This window comes from Chryseobacterium sp. KLBC 52, from assembly GCF_003347605.1.
GTDB lineage: Bacteria > Bacteroidota > Bacteroidia > Flavobacteriales > Weeksellaceae > Chryseobacterium.
In genome coordinates, this window is record NZ_QDFZ01000008.1 from 188,724 (window position 1) to 214,464 (window position 25,741).

Sequence of the window (25,741 nt, forward strand, 5' to 3'; positions counted from 1 at the left end):
CCACCCCTCCAGAGGAGGGGAATTCTCTCCGTTTCAATGGTGACACTTTTAAGAACTTTTCGGATTTAAAAAGAAATAAAATGTTCTTTTCTGTATTCTGAATAGCAACTTATTTTTATTGAAGTGTCTGAAAACAGTTGTGACTGTTGTGGTTAAAAATTGCTTGTTATTTTCTTAATTCTTTTGCGATAGCTTCTCCAACGCTTTTTGCAGATTGTGGATTCTGTCCTGTGATCACTCTCTGATCGGTTATCACATGATTCTGCCAAAGCCCGGATTTTTCAAATTTCGCTCCTCTTTCTTTCAGTTTATCTTCCAGTAGGAAAGGAACTATGTTGGTTAATTTTACTTCAGATTCCTCTTCATTGGTAAAAGCATTGATCTTTTTACCTTCTACAAGATATTTCCCGTTATTCAGTTTGATATTCACCAAACCTGCAGGGCCATGACATACTGCGGCTACAATTCCTCCGTTTTCATAAATTTTGGAAGCGATATCTGACAGTTCTTTATTGTCTGCAAAATCCCACATCGCTCCGTGTCCTCCTGCATAAAAAATGGTTGAGTATTCTTTGGGATTCACCTGTGATGGCGTCATAGAATGATCAATCTTGTTTTTGTACTCCTTGTTTTCCCAGAATTCCTTGTTGACAGGATCTTTCAAATCGAAGCCGTCTACCGGAGGAGTTCCGCCTTTCGGGCTTACAAAGTCAATTTCATATCCCGCTTGGTGAAGAACTTCCCAAGGGTGAGAAACTTCTCCCAGATAATATCCTGTATCTTCACCGGTACTGCCTTTTTTATCATGGCTGGTAACAACAAATAAGATTTTCTTTTTCATATTCTTTGATTTTTTGGTTTGTGCCTGAACGAATCCAATCGTAAAGACTGCCAGCATTAACAACGCTAATTTTTTCATAATTAAATGATGTTGGTAAGATAAATCTGTGGTTTTTCCTGAAGCTTTTCATCTACCAAAGCTCCGAAAGCCTGGATATAAGGCTGCTGATTGTGCTGATCCAATCCTTCTTTACTTTTCCAGATTTCGTAGAAAACAAATTCATTTTTGTCTTCAATTCCCTGATGAAGACTGTAAAGTTCACATGCTTCTTCTTTTCTTGTTTCTTGTACCATATTCTGTAGAACTTCCAGTACTTCTGCCTGATGTTCTGCTTTGGCTTTTATAATCGCTGTAAGATGAATTTTCATAATTAAATAAATTTTTCAATTGAGTTATAAATAGGTTTCCAATCCAGTTCTGCTTTCGCTTTATCCGAACTGCATCTGCTGTTGGATGCAAATCCGAAATAACCTCCTGCAGGACCGAATTTATCAACTGCTTCCTGTATACTTAACGATTCTGCAGGTTGTAGTCTGTATTTTTTACTGATGTTTTCTGCAATGTTTTTTAAAGAAGAGGAACCGTTTTCTGCATAATAGATGGAACCTCCTTTTGCTTTTTCCAATGCGAGTACATACAAATCTGCGAGATCTTCAATATGTAAGTTTGACCAGATATTTTCGCCTTCACCAAAATAAACTCCATGCCCTTTTTCCTTAGAAAAGTTAATAAGAGCCGGGATCTGGATACTGTCTTTTTTAATTCCCAGACCTTCTCCGTAAACCATGGTAGGAACAATAACAATACTTCTTATGCCTTTGTTTGAAGATTGCAGTACATAATTGTTGATCAATACTCTTGATGCCATTTCGAGTCTTGGCTGTAAAAGGAAATCTTCTCTGAAGATAAAATCACTTTTTTGACCATTTTCTTTTCCTCCAAAAATAGCAGAGCCTGAAGTGAATATAAACGTTTTCTCACTTCCTTCCAATGCTCTGATAAAGTTATCTGCTGTATAAGCATCATCTGCTGAATCTGCATTATGAATAACTGCATCCACACCGGAAACTGCTGTTCTGATAAGATCTTCATCATGGATATTCCCCACAATGGTTTTGATTCCTAATGATTCCAGTTCCTGAACGTGAGCTTCATTACGAACTAGGCCTGTCACTTCATAATTCCTGTCTAGGAGTTTTTTTGCGATAGTTCCGCCAATATAGCCGGTAATACCTGTGATCAGTACTTTTTTCATGATACCAATTCCGGTTTCAATTCTTTTTCAAATACATTTCTTACGTGCTCTCTGTACAATTTCATATCACGCTCTACATTGGCATTTTTCTCTACATCATGAAAGTGAAAGCTTTCCATTTTTTCTAACGAAACAAAGGCATTCATTCTATGGAATCCAAATAACGGGCCTTCATCCACACTTTTTTCGCTGAAAAATTCTCCGGGAAGCGTGAAGGCAGTTGCAGGAGCATTCCAGCTGGTAGTCAGCATATATTTTCTTCCTCCAAGCATTCCTCCTGTTCCGTAGTTGATTTCGGGGTTCTCAGCTTTTCTTCCGTCGCTCATATAAATTCCTTTGGCATGACCTGCTGTGAATACTTCGTCAATATATTTTTTCAATCCGTTAGGCAATTGGAACCACCATATAGGAGTGTGGTAGATAATGTAGTCTGCCCATACAAACTTCTCCACCTCTTCATTTTTGTCGTAGCTTTCACTTACATTGGTTATCTTTACTTCTACGTTGTCAAATTCTTTAAGAACGGCTAATGTATTGTCTGCAATAGTTTGATTATATTTTCCTCCGGAATGTCCGAAATTCTGTCCTCCGTTGATGATTAGTACTTTTTTCATTTTTTTATGATTGTTTAAATTTTACTCTGCAAAGTTATAACGGATGTGTGTATAATAAAAATAATATAAATTATAGAGTGTTATTATTTTTGTGATAGTTTGTTTTTTTTGATTGGGGTTATGAGGTCCGGGTTGCGGGTTGTGGGTTACGGGGTGTGGTTTCGAGGTTATTTTAACCAGCAGCTAATCATTCACAATTGATTTTGCACAGCAAAAATTGACTATTGATCATTTCCCTTTTCATGGTAAAATGTCATATTCTATTTGAACTGAAATTCCTTTCCGTCATGTAAATTTGTCTAATAAATTGAAGGAGAATGATACAGATAGCTGTTTTTAGTGATGTGCATGGAAATCTTCCGGCATTGGAAGTAGTGTTGAAGGATATTGAGCAGAGGGGAATCAGTCAGAGATTCTGTTTGGGAGATCTGGTAGATTTTGCACCCTGGGGAAATGAAGTGATAGAAAAAATAAGAAGTCTGAACATTCTCTGTCTGATGGGAAATCATGATGAAAGAATTGCTTTTGATATTCCTGTTGTTCCTTTATCCAAACATTCAGAAGAAGAAACCATAGCCAGATTCATTGCGATAGACCATTCAAAAAAACATATTACAGAATCAAACAAAAAATTTCTTTCAGAACTTCCTTTTCATTTAAGATTAAATTATAAAACAGGTAAAAAGCACTGGAATATACAGTTAGTACACTCCAGTCTTGAAAGCAATGATACCTACTTATATGAATCTGAGAATGATGAGGTTTTCACATCAATGCTGAAGAACGCGAATGCTGATCTCATAGTGATGGGGCACACCCATTTATCATTTAAAAAACAGTTTGAAAATAATACCTGGGCTGTCAATTGTGGTTCTGTGGGACGTTCTAAAGAAGACAACAGACTGGCTTCTTATCTAATACTGACTTTAGATGAGGAAGAAATTATTCCTGAAATTATACAGCTGCCTTATCCGATTGATGAAACTGCCCGTCAGATAAGGGAAAGCGGAATTCCGGATTATTATGCGTCATTTTTGAAACATGAAAACATATCAATATTATAATTATTTTGTAATTTTGCATTATAATATTAATAATTAAGTCATGGTTAATTTAGAATGGTATCGTACTTTTAAGGCGATCTATAAAACCGGGACATTGACAGGTGCTGCCGATGCTCTGTTTATATCACAGCCGGGAGTGAGCCTTCATTTAAGCTCATTGGAAGCTTATGTAGGATACAAACTATTCGACAGAACGGGTCGGAAAATGATTCCGACAGAAAGAGGAAAAGTATTATTTAACGCAGTTGCCGAACCTATTACCAAACTGGAAGATGTAGAGAAAAATTTTCAAAAATCGACAGAGAAGCATACTCCAACCATCAGTGTCGGAATGTGTTTTGAGACTTTTCAGACCACTTTGGAGCAATATGTTTCTTCACTACCTTTTAATCTGATTATCAGTTTCGGAGAATATCCTGAAATGCTGGATCAGCTGGATAAAGGCATTCTTGATCTGATCATAACTCCGAAAAAAGGATCTTCACCCAATATCGAACATGAAGCATTCTCGTCGGAACAAATTGTTCTGGTAGGAGGGAAGGATGTGGATAAAACAGCGTTCAATAAAGTGTTGAAGACAAAAGATGCGGAGCAGATAGAGGAGTGGCTGAAAAACGAAAAATGGTACGGAACTACCGGTGATATGGAACACCTTTTCCAGTATTGGATATTGAATTTTGGTCATAAACCGAATTTCCGTCCTAATTATATCGTTCCCAATATGAACTCAATCATCCGTTGTCTTAAAGGGGGGACAGGATTAGCCGTTGTTCCCGATTTTTTATGCAGAAATGACATTGAGAGCGGAGATATTCAGCTGATCTGGGAAGGAAAGAAAAAATTTGAAAATACTCTGTATTTCGGTTGTCGTAAGAAAACCAATTATCAAACAGAAATAGAGCATATTAAAGGCTTATTCCGTAAGGTGATGGCTTAATACAACCATATCTCTCATCTGTAAACCGTTTTCATAAATAGGATCCGGATAATTTTGAATAAAAAAATCTTTCAGGATTCCACTTTTGATGAATCCGTTTTTCTCATAAAATCTGATCTGTTGGAAGCCGGTATCCGATGTTCCAACAGTCAGTGTTTTATAATGATTTTCTTTGGCAATTTCTTTTGCTTTATTCATCAGAATACTTCCGATGCCTTTACTTCGGTAGCTTTCAATGACGGCAACATTTTTAATTTCCAGTTCAGTATCACTTTTTCTGTACAATGCCATCACCGCAATGCTTTCAGTGCCGTTATGCAGAAGATAGATGTCAGAATTGAAAATGTATTGATTAATTGCTTCCTGGGTTTCATCTGCCATCAACAAAAGAGGATAAGGAATTTCCTCACCAGAATGCAGCAGACTGAAGGTAAAATTTTCCATTTACAGACTCATATGAATAAGTGGATAATCTTTTCCTGAACCATCTTTTTCAGATCTTCCCGTCTTTTTGAACCCCATTTTTTCATAAAACCCGATGGCCTGAGGATTTTGTTCATTGACATCTACTTTCGTCAATCCGGTTTTCTCTTTCATAAATTGATAAAGCGTTTTTCCATAACCTTTTCCACGGGCATTATTATGAATGAAAAGCATTTCCAGATTGCCTTCTGCTACAGAAGCAAACCCTTTGGATTCATTATCTTCAGTAATTAAATAGACTTCCAGGTTAGGAAGGTAATCTCTTGGAATGGCTTCTTTGAAATAATTGAAATCCTCTTGAGCAAGAAAATCGTGCGTTGCTTTTACTGCTGATTCCCATATTTCCATAATTCTCGGATAATCCTCTGCTGTAGCCAATCTGATATGTTGTGACATGATTTTTAAATTTTAAGCAAAAATAGAGAAAATTGAGATGAGATGCGAGGAGAAGGGTGAATTTTGAGGCTAGAGGCTAGAGGCTAGAGGCTGGAAGTTAGAAGTTATAAGTTATAAGTTAGAAGTGGCTTGATAAGCTTTATCAACTACAATCATTCCCCTTCTCTGAAGGGGTGGATTTTTGCAAAGCAAAAAGACGGGGTAGTTTAAACATCATCTTAAGAACCTCATTAAATAACAATTTTTTAACAGGAACAGTAAAATTGGTAGGCAGGATTTTCAATTTTTTATTGCAAATTTGTTTATCACTTTATATTAATAATTAAAATAAAGATTTATGCAAAAGAAAACCTATATAGGACAACCTGTGGTAACATTAAATAACGGAGTGGATATTCCGGCTTTAGGATTCGGAGTATGGCAGATGGAAGATCTGAAAGAATGTGAAAATGCAGTCATCAAAGCTATTCAGACAGGATATAGAATGATCGATACGGCTGCTATTTATCAGAATGAAACTGCCGTAGGTGCAGCCGTGAAAAATAGTGGTGTAAACAGAGACGAACTGTTTATCACCTCCAAAGTATGGGTTCAGGATCATGGATACGAAAAGGCGAAAAGTGCTTTTCAGAGAACATTAGACCGATTACAGATGGATTATCTTGACATGTATCTTATCCACTGGCCATACGGAGATTTTCTGGGTACCTGGAAAGCTTTGGAAGAATTATATCACGGAGGAAAAATCAAAGCAATTGGAGTGTGCAATTTTACTGTAGAGAAACTTGAAGAATTAAAAGCAAGTTCAACTGTTTTACCGGTTATCAATCAGATTGAGCTGCATCCTGTTTTCCAACAGAAAGAATTACAGGTGTATGACAGGGAAAATAATATTGTAACACAGCCATGGAGTCCGCTAGGAAACGGTAATGCGAATCTTTTAAGCAATCCTGATCTGAAAGCCATTGCAGAAAAATATGGTAAAACCGTAGCTCAGGTAATCTTGAGATGGCATCTGCAGGAAGGATTTGTAGTGATTCCCAAATCTGTAACCCCTTCAAGAATTGAAGAAAACTTTAATGTATTTGATTTTGAGCTGACAGAAGATGAAATGAATGTTGTCCGTTCTTTAGATACAGGAAAAAGATTATTCTTTGATCCTAAAGATCCTGAATGGGAGCAAAAAATGCTAAATTCCGTAGCGGATATTTAATAAAAATAAAGAAAAAAAATCTTCCCACAGTTTTCAGTATTTCACAGGTTTCAATCTGTGTTTCTATGAGATCTGTGGGAATTGTATTTTTATTCAGGTGAGGAATATCATATCCCGTTGAAAATGAAGTATTCCTATTTTTTGTACCTTTTTAATTAAAATGATTTTTTATGTTCTGGCCGGATACCATCAGTAAAAAACTAGGGATACGATATCCCCTTATTCAGGCTCCGATGTTTGGAGTGAGCACCGTAGAGATGGCTGTTGCAGCTGCAAAAGCAGATTGTCTGGGATCGCTTGCACTGGCCGATCTTTCTGCAGATCAGTCTGTGGAATTGATCAGAGAAATGAAGACGCTGACTGATAAACCCTTTGCTGCGAATATATTTGTTCATCACATTCCTGAAGTGACTGATGCTTTAAAAGAAAAATATAGTAAAACCAAGCAGTTTATAGAACAGCTGGCAAAAGAAAATGGGATAGAAGTTTATCTTCCGGACCTTGAAACAATCAATATAAATGGCTATCATGAACAAGTGGATGCGATTATTGAAGAAAACTGTAAAATTGTAAGCTTTACTTTCGGAAATCTTGATGATCAGAGTATCCGGAAATTAAAGGAAAAAGGTGTCACCCTTATCGGAACATGTACTTCTGTAAAGGAAGCTTTATTGCTTGAAAATTCCGGTATTGATATTATTTGTGTTCAGGGAATTGAAGCTGGAGGGCACAGGGGAAGTTTTGAGGCTGAACATATTCCTCAGATTGGAGGGTTGTCTTTGCTGTCACAGATCTATGATCAGGTAAATGTTCCTTTGATCTATGCAGGGGGAATTTATGAAGCAAGGACCTTAAAGGCTGTGAAAGATTTAGGCGCACAGGGATTTCAGGTGGGTAATCTTTTACTGGCATCTCAGGAAAGTGCTCTTTTGCCTTTTGAAAAAGAACGATTGAAAAAAGTAACAGAAGATGAAATTGTTTTAACGAAGAGTTTCTCCGGAAGGTATGCCAGAGGAGTGAGAAACCAATTTATAGAAACAATAGAAAATTCAGAATATATTCTACCTTATCCTTATCAGAATAAGCTGACCAATGCTCTTCGTAAAGCAGCAAAATCTTTGCAAAATCCGGAATTTGTAGGAATCTGGGTAGGGCAGTCTATCCATCAGTACAGCGAACTTTCTACTGAAGACATTTTGAAAAAACTGATCGAAGCATGTGAAAGATAAAAACTGTATGTTTTAATTTGATGATAATTTTATATTTTCGTACATCAATATTCTTGACCTGACCAAAATATAAAACTAAAACCATAAATGAAATATTCAGAAGGAATTCAGAGATCGCTTCCATTCGGATATCTTTTTCTCGTTATCATGGGAATACTAAAAGAAAGTGTATTCTACTATCAGATCAATATCAATATTCTCAAGTATTCAACAATCATGGACATTCTGATAAGTCCGATTGCTACTTTAACAGCTCATCCCATTATATTGATTGCCCTGATTGGGGTTGTAGTATTTTCATTTGCTTTTCCCTCTTTTTTATCAAAACAAGCCAATAAAAATAAAAGTTGGGCATTACAAATGGCATCTCTCAAAGAACATGAAAACATGAGTAAGGAGGCTATAGAAAATCATTTTACCAATATGTTTGTGAGATTTCTGGCCATGATGTTACTGTCTTTCTTTGTAGGAATAGGATGGGGAGAAGGTCTCGGGCTTACGAGGAAGATCAAGGAGAATAAGCTTAAATATGACTATAAGTTAAACTATGGTGATGAAAGCTTTGACCAGGTACATCTCATAGGATCCAACAGTATGTATTATATTTATCTTGCCAAAGGAAATAAAACGATAAAAATAGCACCGATAGGTTCCATAAAAAGTATCGAACTGACGAATAACAAAAAATTGAGTGATAATTAGAGCGTATTCATAATAAAAAAGCTTCAGATTGAATTTCTGAAGCTTTTTATTTATTTTGTTAAGTCTAAACCGCCAAAATTTCCGGAACTCATCATGAGATAAACGCCATCCGTTTTATCCAATGTATTCCAGTAGGCATGCAGATCTTCAGCATTGGTGAAAACCTTCAGCTTCTCATTCTTGAATTTTTCTTTAATAAACTCAGGAGATATGGGTTCCATTCTCTTGATCTTCAGAGCATCTTCAGAGTAGAAAACAATAGCTTCTTCCAGACCGTCCATGGCGTGATCATATTGTTCAAGAAAAGCAGGGTTTAAGCTGGAATAGGTATGAAGTTCCAAAAATCCGTATTTCTTATCCTTTTTAAATTGCTCTGCGAAGGCTTTCACAGCTGCTTTCACCTTACTTGGTGCATGGGCAAAATCTTTGTAAAGCGTTCCTTTATCTTCTCTTTCTACTTTCTCAAGACGCTTGGATGCTCCTTTGAAGCTCATGATCGCCTCATAGAAATCTTCGTCCATAATGCCAAGCTGCTGGCAGATATGTCTTGCACCCTCAAGGTTCAACAGGTTGTGGGCTCCAAAAACAGAAAGAGGAACATCTCCCATTTCGGTTTTTAAATACACTTTACCGTTATTGATTTCGTATTCAGGAGTTTTGTAAGGGATCTTTCTGAAATAATTCTCTGCATTTTCCACTACCTTCACCACTTCCGGATCTTCTTCATTATACACAAGAACTCCGCCTGCTGTAATGCTTGCTACAAACTTTCTGAACTGCTCGATATAATCATCAAATGTTTTGAATACATTGATATGATCCCACGCAATACCGCTCATTAAAGCGATATTAGGCTGATACAGTAAAAATTTCGACCGAAGATCAATAGGAGAAGAAAGATATTCGTCACCTTCCAACACCATGAAATCATTATCCTGAGTCAGTTTTACCATACAGTCGAAGCCTTCAAGCTGTGCACCTACCATAAAATCCACATCTTTCTGATGAAAATTCAGTACATGAAGAATCATTGAAGTAATGGTAGTTTTACCATGTGATCCTGCAATAACAACTCTGGTTTTATTTTTAGACTGTTCGTACAGGAATTCAGGATAAGAATATATTTTCAGGCCCAGTTCTTTTGCTCTTGCCAGCTCAGGATTATCCTGATGTGCATGCATCCCAAGAATGACAGCATCAATATCCGGAGTGATCTTTTCCGGGAACCAGCCCATTTCATGAGGCAGAATTCCTTTCTTTTCCAACCGGGATTTTGAAGGCTCAAAAATAGCGTCATCAGAACCTGTCACCTGATATCCTTTGTCTTTTAATGCGATGGCGAGATTATGCATGGCGCTTCCGCCAATAGCAATGAAGTGGGTTTTCAATTGTATTTACTGTTTTTTAACATTAGTATTAATGATCTGCTGGAAAGCTTCAAGAATATTGTTCCAGTTGGTCTGATAGTTCGGAATAATCATACTTGCATCAGTTTTACTGCCTTCATTAGGTCCTTTCTTAACGTTGATGGAAGTTGAAATATTATCGTACAGTTTTTTACGGTCTTCCTGTATTCTTCTGAAATTATTCTGAGAAAGAACCTGATCCAGTTTCTTTAAATCTTCATCAGAAATCTTAAAATCCTGTTTGTATTTCTTACCCTGTCCTTCAAAAGAATAGTGTACAATATTCCCTTTGATCAGGAGATTTTCATAAACAGGAGCATAGCCTCCGCTTTTCGAATAGCTGATATCAAAATCCGAATAAATCTTTTGGCTGTTGCATGAAACTAATACTATGATTGCGAATAAGATTCCAAGTATTTTGTTCATAATTTTTAATTTACTTTAATTATTTGAGTCCTTTTGTTCTAATTTTTTAGCTTTAAGTTCTTCATCATAACTGTGTAATACATTGAAATCTTCTGTCTGCTCTATGGCAGTCATGATTTTCAATAAAATTTCCGGTGCTTTTTCATTATCATAATCAATATCCAAAGGAGCTTTGAATTCCATCGTAGGCTTCACACCGGTTACCTTCACACGGAGTCCTTTTTTATCAAAAGCTCTTCTGAATCCGTTTATTTTGATTGGAATCACAATAGGACGCTGATTTTTCACCAGTTTGGCTGTTCCTCTTCGCCCCTGTGCAAAAGCCGATGTAGTTCCTTGAGGGAAAGTAGCTACCCAGCCATTGTCCAATGCTTTCATAATATTATCAACCTCGCTCATATCTACCATTCTGTTGACATTTTTTCCTTCAGCTCTCCAGGTTCTTTTTACAGTTACAGCACCTGCAATTTTAAAAATTTTAGGAAGAATACCTTTGTTCATGGTTTCTTCAGCTGCTACATAATAAAAATCAATCTTTGGGTTCAGCAGATAGATCGGGTTTTTTATCGTATCTAAATATCCGTTGTTTACAGCACAGAAGGCATGGTACATTGCTGCCACATCCGCAAAATACGTCTGATGGTTGGATACAAAAAGTACGTTAGAGTCCGGAAGATCCACAAGGTGCTCTGTACCGGTTATTTTTAACTTATTAAAGCCATTGAATCTTCTGTAAGAAACAATACCTAAAATAAAAATAATAAACCTTTTCAAAAAATAAGGAGTTCCGAATGCATCGGTGAAAATATTTTTCTTCGCCATCTCTCAATTAAACACGGTAGTGCAAAGTTACATTTTTTTCAGCAACTGACTGAATTCACTTAATATCATCGCTGTAGCTCCCCAGATGATGTATCCGTTGAAATTAATGACAGGAACATCATGTCCGCCCGCACTTGGCAGAGCCATAATTTCCGGGGTGTCCGACAGATTTAAAAAGGAGGTGATAGGAAACTCTATGGTTTCCACAGCTTCTGTCTGCTGAAGAACAAAGGCCGGATTCTTTTTAGTATAAGAGATATAGGGGTATACATAAAAATTGCTTGGCGGAATATAAATAGGAGACATTTCTCTGATAATCCTTACATAATGTTTATCGATTCCGATTTCTTCAGAGGTTTCCCGAACTGCAGTTTCAGCAAAATCCCTGTCCATTTCCTCACGCTTTCCTCCAGGCAGTGATATCTGCCCGCTGTGTCTGTCGTGCTCATTAATCGTTCTTTGAATCAATGGAAAATACCACTCGTTATCTTTCAGGTATAAAACAATATTGACAGCCGCAAATTTGGGATTCTTTGACAATACTTCATCATACGTAAAAACAGGGCGGTAGGGAGGTGAAAATACTCCATGTGCGTGTTCACCGGGAAGTTCTACGCTTTTTATTTTTCTCAATAAATCTTTTCCAAAATTTTCCATAGCTCAAATTTAGCAATATATCTTGAAGAAATAAATGCCTTAACATTAATTAACCTATGAAAATAGCAGGATTAAAAGCTCTCAACCCTTAATCTGACAGGGAGGTTATTGAACTAAAATAACAGGGATATGCTTTACCTGAAAATTAACAGAATTGGCAATGAAACAAAATTCATTGGCTTTATGATGGAGCTGTTCTGCTTTTTCTTTCATAGATTCTTCAGCGACAGTTACAGTAGGATGCAGAGTTACTTCTGTAAAATGTCCGCTTCCACTGGCTGTTTCTTCCATAATTCCTGTTGCTTCATCAGTATAGTCTGTAACAATAATGCCTGCTTCTGAACAGAAATGAAGATACCAAAGCATATGACAGGAGGAAAGTGAAGATAAAAACATTTCTTCGGGATTATATTTTGCTTTATCACCGCGGAATGCAGGATCTGATGATCCTTCAATCACAACTTTATTTTCTGCAGAAATAGTATGACTTCTTTCATAATCTCTGTAACTGCTGGTTCCTGTTCCCTGGTTTCCTGTCCACTGAACGGTAATTTTGTAATGGTGATTTTTCATATTTTAAAGATAAAAGATAAAAGATAAAAGATAAAAGATAAAAGATAAAAGATAAAAGATAAAAGATAAAAGATGTTGTCGTTAAAATTCAATAGGGGTGGGCTTTAGCCCAGCCTAAATAAACAAAAAACATCCATTGGCTTTAGCCGAAACTTATAGCAAGAAAGATAATAAAAAAACCTCCAGTACAACTGAAGGTTTTAAATTTTTTAATTAGAGAATTCTATCAATTCTTCTTTTTTGGCATTGTAGATTTTGTATTCTAAATATTTAAAAGAATCTCTTGGAACAATGGTTACCCATTTTTTGTATTTGATAAACCATTTCATCTGGATACTTTTAATGCCTTTTGTAAGGTAGGCTTCCACAAATGGGTGTACATGCAGGTAGACTTTTCCTTTTTCTTTCTGCAGGATGTTTCTTAAAGTTTCACCCATTCTTTCCACGATAACAATAGGAGCTACAATTTCTCCGTCTTTGTTCGGGTTTTCTTCTTTGGTGTCGATCTGTTTTTCCGGACGGTTTCTCTGTCTGGTGATCTGGATCAGACCAAATTTACTTGGAGGAAGGATTTTGTGGCGAGCCTTGTCGCGCTTCATTTCCTCTTTCAGATGCTCGTAAAGATCTCTTCGGTGATCAGAATTCGGCATATCTATGAAATCGATAACGATGATACCTCCCATATCGCGGAGGCGAAGTTGTCTTGCGATTTCTGTAGCGGCCATTTTGTTCACTTTCAGTGCGTGCTCTTTGTTGACAGCAGTTCCGGTAGTAATATTGTTTCCGGAGTTGACATCTACTACGTGAAGTGCTTCTGTGTGTTCAATAACAAGATAGGCTCCTTTGGAACTCGGAATGTTGACGTGTTTTCCGAAGCTCTGTTTAAGCTGTTTTTCAACATTGTAATATTCCAGAAGGGGAATATGAGAATCATAAAACTGGACAATGTTTTTCTTTTCAGGAGCAATTACTTCAATGTAATTTTTCATTTCGTTGACCATTTGCTCGTCGTCGCAGATGATATTCACGAAGTCCTGATTAAAATTGTCTCTTAAAATAGCTGAAGCTTTGTCTTCTTCGCTTAAAACTTTGGACGGAACTTTATTTCTCTGGATGTTTTTGAAAGTGCTTTCCCACTTCTGAACCAGCTGATTCATGTCATTATGCAGGTCCGCTACTTTTTTTCCTTCTGCTACCGTTCTGATAATCACTCCGAATCCTTCAGGCTTAATGCTGTCGATCAGAGTTCTCAGTCTTTCTTTTTCCTCAGAGCTTCTGATCTTTTTGGAAATAGAAACTTTATTGTCAAAAGGAATTAAAACCAGGAAACGTCCTGTTAATGAAATCTGGGTAGAAATTCTAGGGCCTTTGGTAGAAATAGGTTCTTTCGTAATTTGTAAGAGAACTACATCGTCCTTGGCAATTACTTTGTCTACCGTTCCGTTTTTGTCTATTTCGGGTTGTATCTCGAAATTCTTTAAGCTCGAAGTGCTTTGTTTTTTAGAAATAGTATCTTTTAAAAACTTTCTGTATGTAAGATACTGCGGTCCCAGATCCTGGTAATGCAGAAATGCATCTTTGTCATATCCGATATTGACGAATGCTGCATTCAGATTGGGTGCCAGTTTTTTTACTTTTCCTATAAACAGATCTCCAACTATAAAATCGCTTTTGTCTTCTTGCTCATGAAGTTCACATAGTCTTCCGTCTTCCAGCAGCGCAATCTTTGTAAGATCATCTTCATGCGAAACTATTAGTTCTTTCTTCATTTTTTAATAAGATAAAATTGTTAAGATTATAGGAAGTGGATGTTTTTTATCGATTAATTCATCTATTAAATATAAGGATTTTGAATGAAAACCATTATATGTTTATTAAAATAATATTTGAAACCCTCCGTTTTCCGCGGAATCTTATAGTTGCAAACAAAAATATAGTTAGTGAACTTTAAAAATTTAAATCCACCAACTATATTATTATATTGTAAATCTCGAGAAAAAGAGATTATTTTTTCTTATGTCTGTTTGCTCTTCTTCTTTTCTTTCTTTTGTGAGTAGCAACCTTGTGTCTTTTTCTTTTCTTTCCGCTTGGCATAATTTTAATTTTTTAGTAACTAGTTAATATTCAGTTAATGTTCTTATTTTACTGCAACTTTAGTTTTTACTTTCTCAACAAAAGATTTTGAAGGTTTGAAAGCAGGAATGTTATGAGCAGGAATCTCAATTGCAGTGTTTTTAGAAATATTTCTTCCTGTTTTAGCAGCTCTTGTTTTAATGATAAAAGATCCAAAACCTCTTAGATAAACGTTATCCCCATTATACATAGAAGTTCTGATCTCCTGCATAAAAGCTTCTACAACTTTCTGTGTTTCATTCTTTTCTGTTCCCAACTTATTTGAGATGGTGTTTACCAATTCTGCCTTTGTCATTTCCTTATTTTAATTTTAAATTTTAGGTGTGCAAATTTAGTTAAAAAAATTGAATACTAGCAAATTAGTGGCAAAATATTTTTATTCAAAGAGTTGGACTTTTTATGTATACACTATATTAAGCAGGGGTAATGATAATTTAACAATAAAATAATACAGCCGGATAAAGGTACAAAAATTTGATGAATAAAATGTAATGAATCCTTGTTGCAGCAGGCTTTACAGCGCTTTATAATCTTGAGCATTACATTTTGAAACCCTCTTATCTGTCCCCATCCATCTCAAGGAATTGATTTTTTTAAATGAATCAAAATTTTTTATAAACTGGAGTTATAGTATCCGTTTTCTACACAAAAACGAATAAGGTGAAGCTTGGTTTTTAAACCCAGTTTTTCTGTTAGTCTGTTGATGTAAGTATCTATGGTTCTGGTGCTCAGATTGAGCTTTTCAGCAATTTCTTTATTGCTGAATCCTTCATAACAGAATCTCATAAGCTGTATTTCTGCCGGTGAAAGCTCTTCCTGCCCTTTTTTCTGCCTGTCCATATACTCCTGTACGGCAAGTGGCTGCTGTTCCCATTCTTTGGAATAAGCCTGATAATCAAAGTCTTCAGAAGCAATGCTTCCTTTGATAATATCCTTTATAATGGTACTTTTTTTCTGACAGTAATAGATATTGGGAATCTTGGAAAGGATCTCGGCCATATCTTCCTGATAGGTGCCGGAATAGGTGATGATAGGGGTTTCTGTATTGTTTTTTCTGATGTACTTAATGGCTTCAATCCCACTTAATACCGGCATGAAGAGTTCAATAATGAACACATCTTCCTGTCTTCTGTAGATTCTGTTTACCAGTTCATGCCCATTGTTACAATCATTCAGAAGCATATAGAAAGGATTTTCCATAAGGGTTTTGATCATTATTTTTTTAAAATAAAAATCACTGTCTGCAATGGAAAAACGTACGGTATTAGATAATATTTTACTCATTCTTAATATCGATTTGGCGAATGATATTTAAAATTTAGAGGTCTAATTTATGAAAAACTTATCAAAGTGAAAATTAATATTAATTTAATCAGGGTTTTCACGAAACGGACCTGGGGGAAATTACGTATTGTGCATAAAAATTTTTTTTTATATTTTCACAGGCCAAACAAATCGCAAATTATGTCTTCTAACAGGGAAAAAAAATTAAACAAATCTGACGTAAGAACGGGCATTTGGAAGTTTATTCTGTCATTTGTCGTTTTGTCGGTTGTATCTTTTGCTTGCTTATTTCTCTTCTTTAAGAGTTATGATATACAGCGGGAAGGAATTAGCCGTGAAGCCGAAGCCTATAAAGAACTGATGCTTCGAAGTGACGTGCTAAAGGATCACATTGATGATATTTACGACAAAATGAACCAGCTTAGCATTAATAAGGTGGAGAATGAAGTGTTTCTCAGAACCAGTATCATGGACAATGTGAGAGACGCCAAAAACATTATGGGTAAAGACAGTGTACAGAGCTTTAAACATTATGCTGTACTGATGAAACAGATTGTACCGATGATGACTTTAAAAGCCAAGATCATTGAAGTGGAGTATCAGAAGAAAACGGTTTTAAGAGACCTTGATGAATGTATGGGCAAAATCAAGGTAACCAACAATGAACTGAGAAAAGACCCTACAAGAAATTTCACCGGAAGTAAAAGAAGAAGATAAAAAGAAAAGATATGCAAGGACAAATCACATTATCTAAGAAAGAAAGGCATTATCAGTTTTTTTATTTGATACTGATGCTGGTAACTGCAATGTTATTTTTGGGAGTGATCTTTTTAAAAGGATTTGTATCTCCTTTTTCTGACGAAGATGTAAGAGGAATTCAGAATCTTGAGCAGAAAGCAGAATTTGAACAACACCAGAAAGTTGTTCTTCCCATCATGGACAGTACGTACACCATGATCACTAAACTTACGGACGACGGGCCGCAGCCTTTTATCGAAAACAATATCCAGCTGGGTGTTAACGACCTTAACAGCTATTTCAACAGTACTGACGTTGTGGATATCCGCAAAGATGCTTATCCACAGATCGCAAAATTTTATAAAATGTATTTTGATGACAAAAAAGTCATTTCAACCACCTCTGAAGATATTAAAATTTTCCAGAAACAGGTAGATGAATGCAGAATCGGATTCAAAGATAAGCAGAATAAGCTTTATCAGCGCGAACAGGATCTGAAAGCAAGAATGCAGTAAGCAAATAAATACTAGGAATTTTAAATAAAACACATCACAATTACTAACTATGAATTATTTTCAAAAGAACAAGAAAAACATTATTATCGGTGTTATTGCAACTTTGCTGATCGCAGCATTGGTTGCTCTGTGGCTGCAGAAAAAGGTAATACATTCAGCCGATGATATTGTTGGGGTGGTTTATCCGTCTTCGCTGGCGGTAGGAGACACACTTTTATTCGAAGATAAAACCCAGTTTGCGAAAACCAAAAGATGGAATTTCGGGGATGGGACAACTTCAGATAAAAACAGTGGTATTCACTTCTATAATAAACCAGGGTACTATCAGGTAAGTTTGATCGTTGACAACAAGTACACGAAATCTTTCCCTGTAATGGTAGGCGCAAGAAGCGTTCAGAAACCAAAAGATACTGCAATGGCAAAAACAACGATCGAAGCTGTGAGCCAGGCAATGCAAAATGAAAATGTGACTTTCCGTGCTGTTTCTGATGCCAAACAGTTTGCATGGAAATTCGGTGAGTCCGGAAATACAGATGCTAAGGACAAATTTACCATCTATTCCTATAAAAAACCTGGAGAGTATCTGGTGACTCTTTACACAGAACAAAGCCAGGATCCTATCTATCACCGTATCAAAATTCTTCCGGCTTATGATGCTCTTGCAGAAGATGAAGTTTCGGTAGAAGACTCTTATGCAAAAGTAGATAGTGATTTCAAATATCACCTGCAGCAGATTGCTAACGGAAACAGCTTCAATATGCATTACAATTACCTGTTGAAAACGTATCTGTGTAACAATGAAAATACTGTTGTAAAAGTAAATGACAGCAAAGTCAATAATTTCTACATGTATTGTGCAGGCCTTCAGTTTGACAAAAATACGGTGATCCAGACAGTAAAAGTAAATCTGGATGACACGCAGAACTGTGTAACTAAAGTAGATATTAATCAAAGCAAATAATTTCGTCCGGTCTTACGGATGTGCCAATCATAAAAAGATTAAATAGGATGAAAAATAAATTTCCTCTAGCAGCATATTATATAGGGTTATCAGTATTATTGACGAGTTGCCAGGTAAAGCTGCCGTCAAAGAAAACCCCGGAGCCTTCACAGTATGGGCAGGTGGATGCTTCACCTGTCGTTAACGGGTATCCAAAAAAGTCAGTTCCATGGATTGTTATTTCAGACAGATCCAGAAATACAGCTTATTTGGATAAAGATGATGAGAAGTCTTACAAAGAAGTGAAATTCCTTGAACCTTTAATGGTTCTGAAACATAGAGACGGAATGGTAAAAGTAGCGGAATATGTTCCGGATGCTTTAATGAAAAAAGTTTCCCCAAAATCAGTCAAAACATACGGCTGGATTCAGGAATCTGACCTCCTTCTTTGGAATAATGCTTTAAAAAGCGAAAAAACAGGTTATCCTGTAAGAGTTGCCGTAGTACCTAACAACAGCGAAGTTATCAGAAATGCTGAAAGATACTACAAAAACGACTCTATTATGGTGTTTAATTCACCAAGCCTTATTGAAACAGCCAACGTGAAAATTCCTAACGGACAAATTGTATATGTGTACAAGATGGCCGAAAATAACAAACGTTTCCTGGTAGGTAAAAAACCATCTGTTGATATGGACAGTATCAACAAAGGGCTTTATGGCTGGGTAAGCTCCAACGTGATCTCCAGCTGGGGAGAACGTTCTGCGATCAGACTTAAAAATACAACAGGTATTAACGATACAACATTGGGAATTCATGAAGGACATCCGGGAGGATCTGCATCAGATGCGGCCAACAAAACAGCCATCCTTCTTACTGATGTAAATAAGAGAACACAACTGGAAAATATTTTTCCGGTAAATCTTCCTTTAGAAGAAGCTCCGACTCCGGATACCAAGACAAAATATTTCACCAATATTTTAGATTACAGTAAGAACTTTGTATCCAATGTTCTGGGGGAACCCATCTATTTTGACCGCTACAGAGAAATCACAGAAAAAGATAAGAATATCAATATTGTCTTTGCATTGGATGTAAGTGCCGGCAATGCACCTTATGCACCTATTGTAAAATCATTATTACAGGATCTTCAGCTTAGATTTGAAAAACCTTCTTATTTCAGCAATGTTAAGTATGGTGTGGTTTTATACAAGAACAATCCTTGCGGAGATAATGTTTCGGTATCCAATTTAAGCACAGATTACAGCAAGATCACCACATTTATTGATCAGAAAACAAATGAAATGAACTGTGCAAGCAATAGCGGCTACCAGCCGGTAGGAGAAGCTCTTACTGCAGCAGGAAACCTTCTTTCAAATGTACCTGATGAAACCAATATCGTTGTTACTGTAGGAACTTCTGCCAACCAAAGCGGAAATATGTACAGTGTAATCAGTTCATTAACGCAGGCCCAGGCAAGATTAATCATGTTCCAGACCAGTGCAAGATCATCCGATACTTACAATGATTTTGTATTGATGGCAGAAAATGTGGTTACCAATACTGCCAAAAATATTGCTGAGCTTAAAAAGCAGAAGATCATCAACCAAAATGATGTTTTAACCAAGAATAATTTCAGCCTTGTAGAAGGAGATACAGGATTCTTCTCTCTGGCTTATCCTAAACAGAGTATGTCTCAGGGATTCGTTATTTTCCCTAAGAAAGGAGACATTACCACTCCGGGATTCCTGAAAAAATCAGTTGACAGCCTTATTGCCCAGGTTACTTTAGATAATCAGACTATTGATAAGTCTCTTAACGAATACTTCCATTCATCTGTAGGAGCAGGTAGAACAGATGTGGATTTAAAATATAAATACCTGTACCCGGGACTTACCAATCCGGTTTCTGCCGGAATTGCAGCACAGTTGATCAACTACGGAAGCCCATTCCTTGTAAAAGGATATATCCCGAAAGATCTGAAAGATTTTACGCCAGGAATAGAAAAGGGAATCCTTATTTCCGAATCGGAATATGATAACTTAAAAGCGTTCTACACAGAAGTTTACAGAAATACCCAGGCGGATCGTGCAGACTTTAATCAGGGGAGAGCTATTAAAGAGTATGTTAAATTACTGAAGAAGTATAATCCTACGATAAAATTCTTAGATAAAGGAGCACTTTATGAGCTGCCAATGTCTTATGCAATCGGAATGAGTACAGGGTTTGACCTTTCTGAAGAAGAACTGATGGCTAAATATAAGCTGAAAGGCTGGAAAAAATCAAAAGTTGTTCCTGGTGAAACGGTGAAAAACTATTTCCAGCACTATAAAAACTTAGCAGACAGAATGCTTGCCAACAGAAACAACCCGGCTGTAAAAATTCAGCAGAACGGACAGACTTTCTACTGGCTTAATGAGTACTTTACTCCATCCAGAATTCCGAGCGAACAACCGGAATACACAAAGCATTAAAAAACATTTTTTTATAATATCAAAAGCAGGAGTATCTACTTCTGCTTTTTTTCTGCTGTAGAGCGAGGCAATATATTGATTACTTTTTAAACCTTAAACCTTAAACTTCTAACCCCTAAAGTCTGTTTATTTCTCTTTAATGTGTAAAATTGTCTTTTATCTAAAAAGAGAGAAATAATTTAAAATACTGTATTAATGGTAGTTATATTAGGGTTCGTAAATCCATTGTCGTAGAATTACGACAAGAAATCGTAGAACTACTACAAAATCTCAGATTTATAGTGAAAAGTTTTTTTTAGCGGAAAAGAGCCTCTATATTTGCTGAACAATCACCGAATCACAAAATATTACTAACGATTAAATTTACTAATCATGGCCGAAAGAAATTCAAGAGGAATCTTAAAATTCAATAATGGAGAAGGACAGAAGCTGTTAAAAATGAATTACAGCGTTTCCAGATCTACAGACGTTTCAGGGCGTGTAGCATCAGATCCTTCTAACGCATTAATCAAGGTTACAGTAGAAGCTACTGAAAAATCAGATATCCTTGAAAGCTTACTAAACGGTAAATACAAGCCGACAGTAGGAGAGATTACTTTCAACAAATCTCATGAAGAAGGAACATTGATTACGCTGAACTGGCAGAACGGATACGTAATCCAGCACCAGGTAGATTTCGACGCCATCGACAGCAACAGTATGCTGATCAGCTTCGTAATCAGTGCGGAGACAATTGATTACGGTACTTCTCAATACGCTGGGCTATGGCCATCCAGCTAAATACTGACACACATTATCAACATTCATAAGAAGAAAGACTGTCCCTATTTAAGACGGTCTTTTTTTGCCTGAATAAAAAAAACTATACCTGAAAATTTCATTCTATAACATATTTATATAGTGTCTGTTATATAAATTTGTTATCTTTAATACCCAACACAAACACAAAGCATATGAAAACCGAATCAAAGACCAAAGGATCTTCTTTCCGTCCGTCACAGAATGCAGATGGGATATCCGAGAATCATCACGCAGGGATCAACCGGCTGGTTAAATTATCACTGGTTGTAGAAGGTAAAATTATTAAGTACTATAAACATTTCACTCTTAAACAAAAAGCGGGTCACCACCACGAATTCAATCTTATTCTTGCTCACGATGCTTTAGGAGATAGGCAGAGCCATACCCTTGAAGAAGCCAATAAATTTTTGGGAAAACGTCTTACGGCTGTTATTTCCTACAAAGATATTGAGAAGAGCCCGGAAAGAAATTTCGTTGGGATTATTACCAAAGTCGGATTCAGCCAGGAAAAAATGAGTCTGGGAAATATTGTGCTTTCCGGATACAGCCCAACGATCCTGCTGGACGGTGCTCCGCATATCCAGAGTTTTGGTGGCAGCCAACCCGTTAATATGGGAATCATAGCCAAAGAAGTAATACAACAGGGAATAGATAAAGAGCGTTTTGATATCAGGGTTGATACCAATGATTATTCTCAGATCATTTACAGCAGCCAGTATAACGAAACCCATTACAATTATCTGGCGAGAATGGCTGAAGCTTATGGCGAACAGTTCTATTACGATGGTGAAGTATTGCATTTCGGAAAGCTTCCTCCGCAGAATAAACCTATAAAACTTTTATATGGAAGCAATGCGGATAATATCAAAGTAGAGCTAAAAGCGGTTCATACAAAACCTCAGTATTATGGCTATAACAGCAGTAAAAATGAAAAACTGACCTCAGGAGAAACTCCGGTTGACCATTTGGGTGATTTAGCCCGTACAGCATACAATCATAACGATAAAATATATAAAACTCCGGCATTACAGGTTGCGCCTATCAAAGCAACAACGCATCTGGATGTGGAGCATTCTCAAAGAAGTACATCAGGAAGTGAGGCCGTTAATGTATTTTCAGTTTCAGGATCTACAACCGTTCCGTTTTTACATCCGGGATGTATTGCAGATATTCATATGAGAAAACAGGATAGTAATGAAACTTCCTATTTTACAAAGGTGATGGTGACAGAAGCTGTCCATGAAATTGATACAATTGGTCATTACACCGGAACTTTCGAATCTATTGCTGCAGACACGGGATTTCTGCCTAAACCGGAATTTACGGTACCGGCTGCTCAGCCACAGATCGCAACTGTTATTTCCAATACGGATCCGGAAGGTCAGGGAAGAGTTCAGGTAAGATTCGACTGGCAGATGAATGATAATACTCACTTTGTAAGAGTAATGAGCCCGGATGCAGGAGGAACCGATCAGATTACTCAAAACCGTGGTTATGTAGCCATTCCCGAGGTAGGCGATCAGGTAATGGTTAATTTCGTGCACAGTCATCCGGACAGACCGTTTGTGATGGGAGGAATGTTCCATGGCGGAATAGGCCTTGGCGGTGGAGCAGACAACCGGGTAAAATCTATACAAACGCGAAGCGGTCACAGGATCGTTTTCACAGAAGATGAAAGTATCATTATTACAGACAAAAGCGGAAATGAGATCCATCTGGATACAACCGGAAGTAATATTAATATCACGGCGCCGGAAACTATGACCCTGAACTGTAAGAATATGAACATCAATGTAGGAGAGAATATGACGACGACGGTGGGAATGAATAAGTCTGATAGTATCGGACTAAATAATACTGAGACTGTAGGCGCTATGAAACTTACTTCGGTCATAGGAAATGTAAGTACATTCATTACGGGTAAACTTACTGAAATTATTGAAGGAGATGTACACAGCGAAACAAAGAAGGAAAGAAATGAAATTTCAGAAAAGGAAATTAACATTACCTCCAATGCTTCCATCAACAAACACGCCCAGCAAGAAGTACAGAACAACAGCGGAGAGAGATCTAAAGCCTATTAATTATGAGCAGAACGAGAATTGTAAAAGGCACCTACAACAAAATCTCTCATGAAAATCATAATATGTATTCTCAGGAGAGTATTATTTCACGTGCCATGAAATGGATTTCTGAAAAGGGGAATGCTAAAGGAGTGAGTCATAATACGCCGCAATCTCCACCACTACAACAGCTTATACAATTGATTGTACAATTCAGACCGAACAAAAACTGGAAAGGAGAGTTTGGCTTTGACTGGATAAGATTGGCTGATACTAAACTTTTTAATGATAATTCATTTAAAAATATAGTTGCTTATCAATATTTTGATTCAACTTATGCAAAAAAGGTAGATAATTCTAACAGTAACTATGTTAATAAATATGATGGATCTTTTAAAGCTGATGAAGCTATGTTTAACAACCTTAAAAAAGAGTATAATCCCTTTTCCATCCCATGGAAAACCTATAAAGATAAATCAGGAAAAGAAATAGCTGAAGAATATTATATTCCATGGCTTTCTCTGAAAAAAGATAAAGAAGCAAAAATTACTTTCTTTGCAGAAATTAAAGATGAAGCAGATTATCTGGAGTTTACAAAATCTGATTACTTTAGTTTTACTCCTGATAAAATTGAGATTAAGGGGAAGAAGAAAATTTCATTAGATGATTTTGAGGTAACTATTAAATGTATTAAAGAATTTACCACAGATCAGACAATAGAATTAAAGGCATTTAAGGCTGAAAAAGGTACAACTATAGAAGCAATAGTGGGAAAAATAAATGTCTGGGCAAATGATGTAACAAAGCATAAGAAAAAGGATGTTGTATTTGTCAAAATAAAAACTCCTGAAATAAAAATAGGAGATGGTGAAAGGGTACCAAGTGTAACAGATGAAAAAAAAAGAATTAATCAATATCTGGAACAAGCATATATACAACTTTCTGATTCTTCTATTATCGTAGAACTGGACCTTACTGCTGAAAAAGATTTCAATGATTTTATAACGAGCAGCCAAATTGATTCTGATAAGTCTAGTGGAGGCAAGTCATTAGATAGTTATTTAAAAAATAAATTAGAGAAAGCATATCCGGGTAAATACAATAAGCATTTTAAAGCTTTCTATTTTGCAGAGGACGGTTATAATGCAGGTGGAGGGCATGTATCGGGGTATTCAGCTCCCAGAGCTGATTATGTTGTAGTATTTAAAAGTAAAAATGACCAAACTGCAGCCCATGAATTTCTGCATGCTATGAATTTACCTCATACTTTTACCAATAAAGAAACAACTTCTGATGCATTGTTTACATATGAATTTACGAAGACTGACAATTTGTTAGATTATTCTCACCGTTTAGGGTCAGGTAATAATAGTAACAGGTGTTCATTATTTTATTGGCAATGGAAACAGGCTAACAATTCAATCAAATAGATATGAAAAAATTATTAGTAATAATCTCATTTAGTGTTTTTGCAACATGTCAAACCCAAATAAAACAAAAAAAAATGATGCCCCAAATAAATAATAAGTTTGAGAAATTTGATATTAAAACTTTCAATGAGAATATAAATCCTGATGAATCATTTATTTTATTAAAAAGTGCTGACGGTATTCAGCAATTACAGGAACAAAGTTATGGTTTTATTGATAGACTATTTTATCAGGAAAATCAATTTGTTCTTATAAAAAAATTTTATAAGAATTATAATTTAAAAGAAAAAGGGTTACTCTTCAATGAAGGTTCTCCAATTGGCATCTGGTATTATTTTGATGAATCAGGCAGGCTTATTAAAGAGGAAAACACAGATGAAGGGTATAGCTTTACTCCTGAAAAGATAGTGAAGTATTGTGAAAAGAATAAAATTAAGCTTCCGAAAGGGTATCATGAATCCGGGTTTTATACCCGGGTTAGAAAAGATTTTCTCAATGGTAAAAAAGTCTGGGTAATAGAATACCTTATCCAGGATGGAGATATTCAAAAAGTTATTTTAGATGGTCAATCTGGTGCAGAACTGGAGAAAAAAGTGGTTCCGTTCATAAGTAGTTAGTTAATGTTATAGTCTGGATATTTATAGGTTTATCAGAAATCATTAATTATGAGAAGATAAATCAAATAAATACACTAAGCATTTGAAGCTTTCTATTTTGCAGAGGAAGATTATAATGCAGGCGGGGC

The 25,741-nt window shown here is 36.3% G+C and carries 27 protein-coding genes; 13 read left to right on the forward strand and 14 right to left on the reverse strand.

The features are described from left to right. Positions 1 to 166: 166 nt before the first annotated feature. The 4 genes from DDF69_RS10870 to DDF69_RS10885 are packed head-to-tail and all read right to left on the reverse strand — an operon-like array spanning position 167 to position 2,710. Entirely contained in the window at positions 167 to 919 is a 753-nt protein-coding gene (locus DDF69_RS10870) for a type 1 glutamine amidotransferase domain-containing protein (RefSeq protein ID WP_228411965.1), read from the reverse strand. 2 nt (positions 920 to 921) lie between these two features. Then, positions 922 to 1,209 (reverse strand): putative quinol monooxygenase, encoded by a 288-nt coding sequence (locus tag DDF69_RS10875; protein ID WP_114820807.1) that lies wholly within the window; start codon positions 1,207 to 1,209, stop codon positions 922 to 924. 2 nt (positions 1,210 to 1,211) lie between these two features. Further along, complete coding sequence (locus DDF69_RS10880; RefSeq protein ID WP_114820808.1) at positions 1,212 to 2,096, reverse strand: NAD-dependent epimerase/dehydratase family protein; 885 nt, start codon at positions 2,094 to 2,096, stop codon at positions 1,212 to 1,214. Beyond that, positions 2,093 to 2,710 carry an NAD(P)H-dependent oxidoreductase gene (locus DDF69_RS10885; protein WP_114820809.1) on the reverse strand — a complete coding sequence of 206 codons (618 nt, stop codon included), beginning with the start codon at positions 2,708 to 2,710 and terminating at the stop codon, positions 2,093 to 2,095. Before DDF69_RS10885 ends, DDF69_RS10880 begins: the two co-directional genes overlap by 4 nt. A gap of 317 nt (positions 2,711 to 3,027) precedes the next feature. Here DDF69_RS10885 and DDF69_RS10890 point away from each other — a divergent pair, with 317 nt between their 5' ends. Both DDF69_RS10890 and DDF69_RS10895 read left to right on the forward strand, forming a co-directional pair. Further along, positions 3,028 to 3,774, forward strand: coding sequence for a metallophosphoesterase family protein (locus DDF69_RS10890; protein WP_114820810.1), 747 nt, complete (start codon positions 3,028 to 3,030; stop codon positions 3,772 to 3,774). A 40-nt stretch (positions 3,775 to 3,814) separates the two neighbouring features. Then, positions 3,815 to 4,711 carry a LysR family transcriptional regulator gene (locus DDF69_RS10895; protein ID WP_114820811.1) on the forward strand — a complete coding sequence of 299 codons (897 nt, stop codon included), beginning with the start codon at positions 3,815 to 3,817 and terminating at the stop codon, positions 4,709 to 4,711. On the opposite strand, the gene DDF69_RS10900 is transcribed toward DDF69_RS10895, so the two are convergent. Further along, the gene (locus DDF69_RS10900; RefSeq protein ID WP_114820812.1) at positions 4,688 to 5,155 is read right to left on the reverse strand and encodes a GNAT family N-acetyltransferase; all 468 of its coding nucleotides are present in this window, start codon (positions 5,153 to 5,155) and stop codon (positions 4,688 to 4,690) included. The genes DDF69_RS10895 and DDF69_RS10900 overlap by 24 nt on opposite strands. Then, complete coding sequence (locus DDF69_RS10905; RefSeq protein ID WP_114820813.1) at positions 5,156 to 5,590, reverse strand: GNAT family N-acetyltransferase; 435 nt, start codon at positions 5,588 to 5,590, stop codon at positions 5,156 to 5,158. It lies immediately after the preceding gene. A 337-nt stretch (positions 5,591 to 5,927) separates the two neighbouring features. Here DDF69_RS10905 and DDF69_RS10910 point away from each other — a divergent pair, with 337 nt between their 5' ends. The 3 genes from DDF69_RS10910 (at position 5,928) to DDF69_RS10920 (ending at position 8,734) form a co-directional block, all read left to right on the forward strand. Continuing rightward, positions 5,928 to 6,803, forward strand: a complete 876-nt coding sequence (locus DDF69_RS10910) for an aldo/keto reductase (protein WP_114820814.1) — start codon at positions 5,928 to 5,930, stop codon at positions 6,801 to 6,803. Positions 6,804 to 6,973: 170 nt separating this feature from the next. After that, positions 6,974 to 8,032, forward strand: a complete 1,059-nt coding sequence (locus DDF69_RS10915; protein ID WP_114820815.1) for an NAD(P)H-dependent flavin oxidoreductase — start codon at positions 6,974 to 6,976, stop codon at positions 8,030 to 8,032. A gap of 87 nt (positions 8,033 to 8,119) precedes the next feature. After that, entirely contained in the window at positions 8,120 to 8,734 is a 615-nt protein-coding gene (locus DDF69_RS10920; protein WP_114820816.1) for a hypothetical protein, read from the forward strand. A gap of 50 nt (positions 8,735 to 8,784) precedes the next feature. Here DDF69_RS10920 and DDF69_RS10925 read toward each other — a convergent pair whose 3' ends face one another. The 8 genes from DDF69_RS10925 to DDF69_RS10960 form a co-directional block, all read right to left on the reverse strand. Next, entirely contained in the window at positions 8,785 to 10,122 is a 1,338-nt protein-coding gene (locus DDF69_RS10925) for a UDP-N-acetylmuramate--L-alanine ligase (RefSeq protein ID WP_114820817.1), read from the reverse strand. Positions 10,123 to 10,128: 6 nt separating this feature from the next. Continuing rightward, the gene (locus DDF69_RS10930; protein WP_114820818.1) at positions 10,129 to 10,566 is read right to left on the reverse strand and encodes a hypothetical protein; all 438 of its coding nucleotides are present in this window, start codon (positions 10,564 to 10,566) and stop codon (positions 10,129 to 10,131) included. A gap of 15 nt (positions 10,567 to 10,581) precedes the next feature. Then, complete coding sequence (locus DDF69_RS10935; protein ID WP_114820819.1) at positions 10,582 to 11,388, reverse strand: lysophospholipid acyltransferase family protein; 807 nt, start codon at positions 11,386 to 11,388, stop codon at positions 10,582 to 10,584. A 27-nt stretch (positions 11,389 to 11,415) separates the two neighbouring features. Further along, a complete protein-coding gene (locus DDF69_RS10940) occupies positions 11,416 to 12,045 on the reverse strand; it encodes an NUDIX hydrolase (RefSeq protein ID WP_034697165.1) in 630 nt (209 codons plus the stop codon). Positions 12,046 to 12,150: 105 nt separating this feature from the next. Further along, complete coding sequence (locus tag DDF69_RS10945; RefSeq protein WP_114820820.1) at positions 12,151 to 12,618, reverse strand: OsmC family protein; 468 nt, start codon at positions 12,616 to 12,618, stop codon at positions 12,151 to 12,153. Positions 12,619 to 12,827: 209 nt separating this feature from the next. After that, the gene (locus tag DDF69_RS10950; RefSeq protein ID WP_114820821.1) at positions 12,828 to 14,387 is read right to left on the reverse strand and encodes a ribonuclease E/G; all 1,560 of its coding nucleotides are present in this window, start codon (positions 14,385 to 14,387) and stop codon (positions 12,828 to 12,830) included. 368 nt (positions 14,388 to 14,755) lie between these two features. Next, positions 14,756 to 15,046, reverse strand: coding sequence for an HU family DNA-binding protein (locus DDF69_RS10955; RefSeq protein WP_002984212.1), 291 nt, complete (start codon positions 15,044 to 15,046; stop codon positions 14,756 to 14,758). Positions 15,047 to 15,363: 317 nt separating this feature from the next. Then, the gene (locus tag DDF69_RS10960; protein ID WP_034697153.1) at positions 15,364 to 16,035 is read right to left on the reverse strand and encodes a response regulator transcription factor; all 672 of its coding nucleotides are present in this window, start codon (positions 16,033 to 16,035) and stop codon (positions 15,364 to 15,366) included. Between the two features lie 180 nt (positions 16,036 to 16,215). Between DDF69_RS10960 and tssO the strand changes: the two genes are divergently transcribed. From tssO to DDF69_RS11000, 8 genes are all read left to right on the forward strand, one after another. Beyond that, complete coding sequence (gene tssO / locus DDF69_RS10965) at positions 16,216 to 16,752, forward strand: type VI secretion system TssO (protein ID WP_105684437.1); 537 nt, start codon at positions 16,216 to 16,218, stop codon at positions 16,750 to 16,752. Between the two features lie 11 nt (positions 16,753 to 16,763). After that, positions 16,764 to 17,288 (forward strand): type VI secretion system transmembrane protein TssO, encoded by a 525-nt coding sequence (locus DDF69_RS10970; RefSeq protein WP_034697149.1) that lies wholly within the window; start codon positions 16,764 to 16,766, stop codon positions 17,286 to 17,288. 49 nt (positions 17,289 to 17,337) lie between these two features. Continuing rightward, complete coding sequence (locus DDF69_RS10975) at positions 17,338 to 18,249, forward strand: PKD domain-containing protein (protein ID WP_114820822.1); 912 nt, start codon at positions 17,338 to 17,340, stop codon at positions 18,247 to 18,249. A gap of 47 nt (positions 18,250 to 18,296) precedes the next feature. Next, on the forward strand, positions 18,297 to 20,702 hold the full coding sequence (gene tssR / locus DDF69_RS10980; RefSeq protein WP_114820823.1) for a type VI secretion system protein TssR domain-containing protein: 2,406 nt from the start codon (positions 18,297 to 18,299) through the stop codon (positions 20,700 to 20,702). 372 nt (positions 20,703 to 21,074) lie between these two features. Continuing rightward, positions 21,075 to 21,482: a type VI secretion system tube protein TssD gene (gene tssD / locus DDF69_RS10985; RefSeq protein WP_034697144.1), complete on the forward strand. Its 408-nt coding sequence runs from the start codon at positions 21,075 to 21,077 to the stop codon at positions 21,480 to 21,482. Positions 21,483 to 21,655: 173 nt separating this feature from the next. Next, on the forward strand, positions 21,656 to 23,587 hold the full coding sequence (locus tag DDF69_RS10990; protein ID WP_114820824.1) for a type VI secretion system Vgr family protein: 1,932 nt from the start codon (positions 21,656 to 21,658) through the stop codon (positions 23,585 to 23,587). A 62-nt stretch (positions 23,588 to 23,649) separates the two neighbouring features. Next, the gene (locus DDF69_RS10995) at positions 23,650 to 24,996 is read left to right on the forward strand and encodes a hypothetical protein (RefSeq protein ID WP_228411966.1); all 1,347 of its coding nucleotides are present in this window, start codon (positions 23,650 to 23,652) and stop codon (positions 24,994 to 24,996) included. A gap of 2 nt (positions 24,997 to 24,998) precedes the next feature. Continuing rightward, on the forward strand, positions 24,999 to 25,613 hold the full coding sequence (locus DDF69_RS11000) for a hypothetical protein (protein WP_114820826.1): 615 nt from the start codon (positions 24,999 to 25,001) through the stop codon (positions 25,611 to 25,613). Positions 25,614 to 25,741 lie beyond the last annotated feature (128 nt).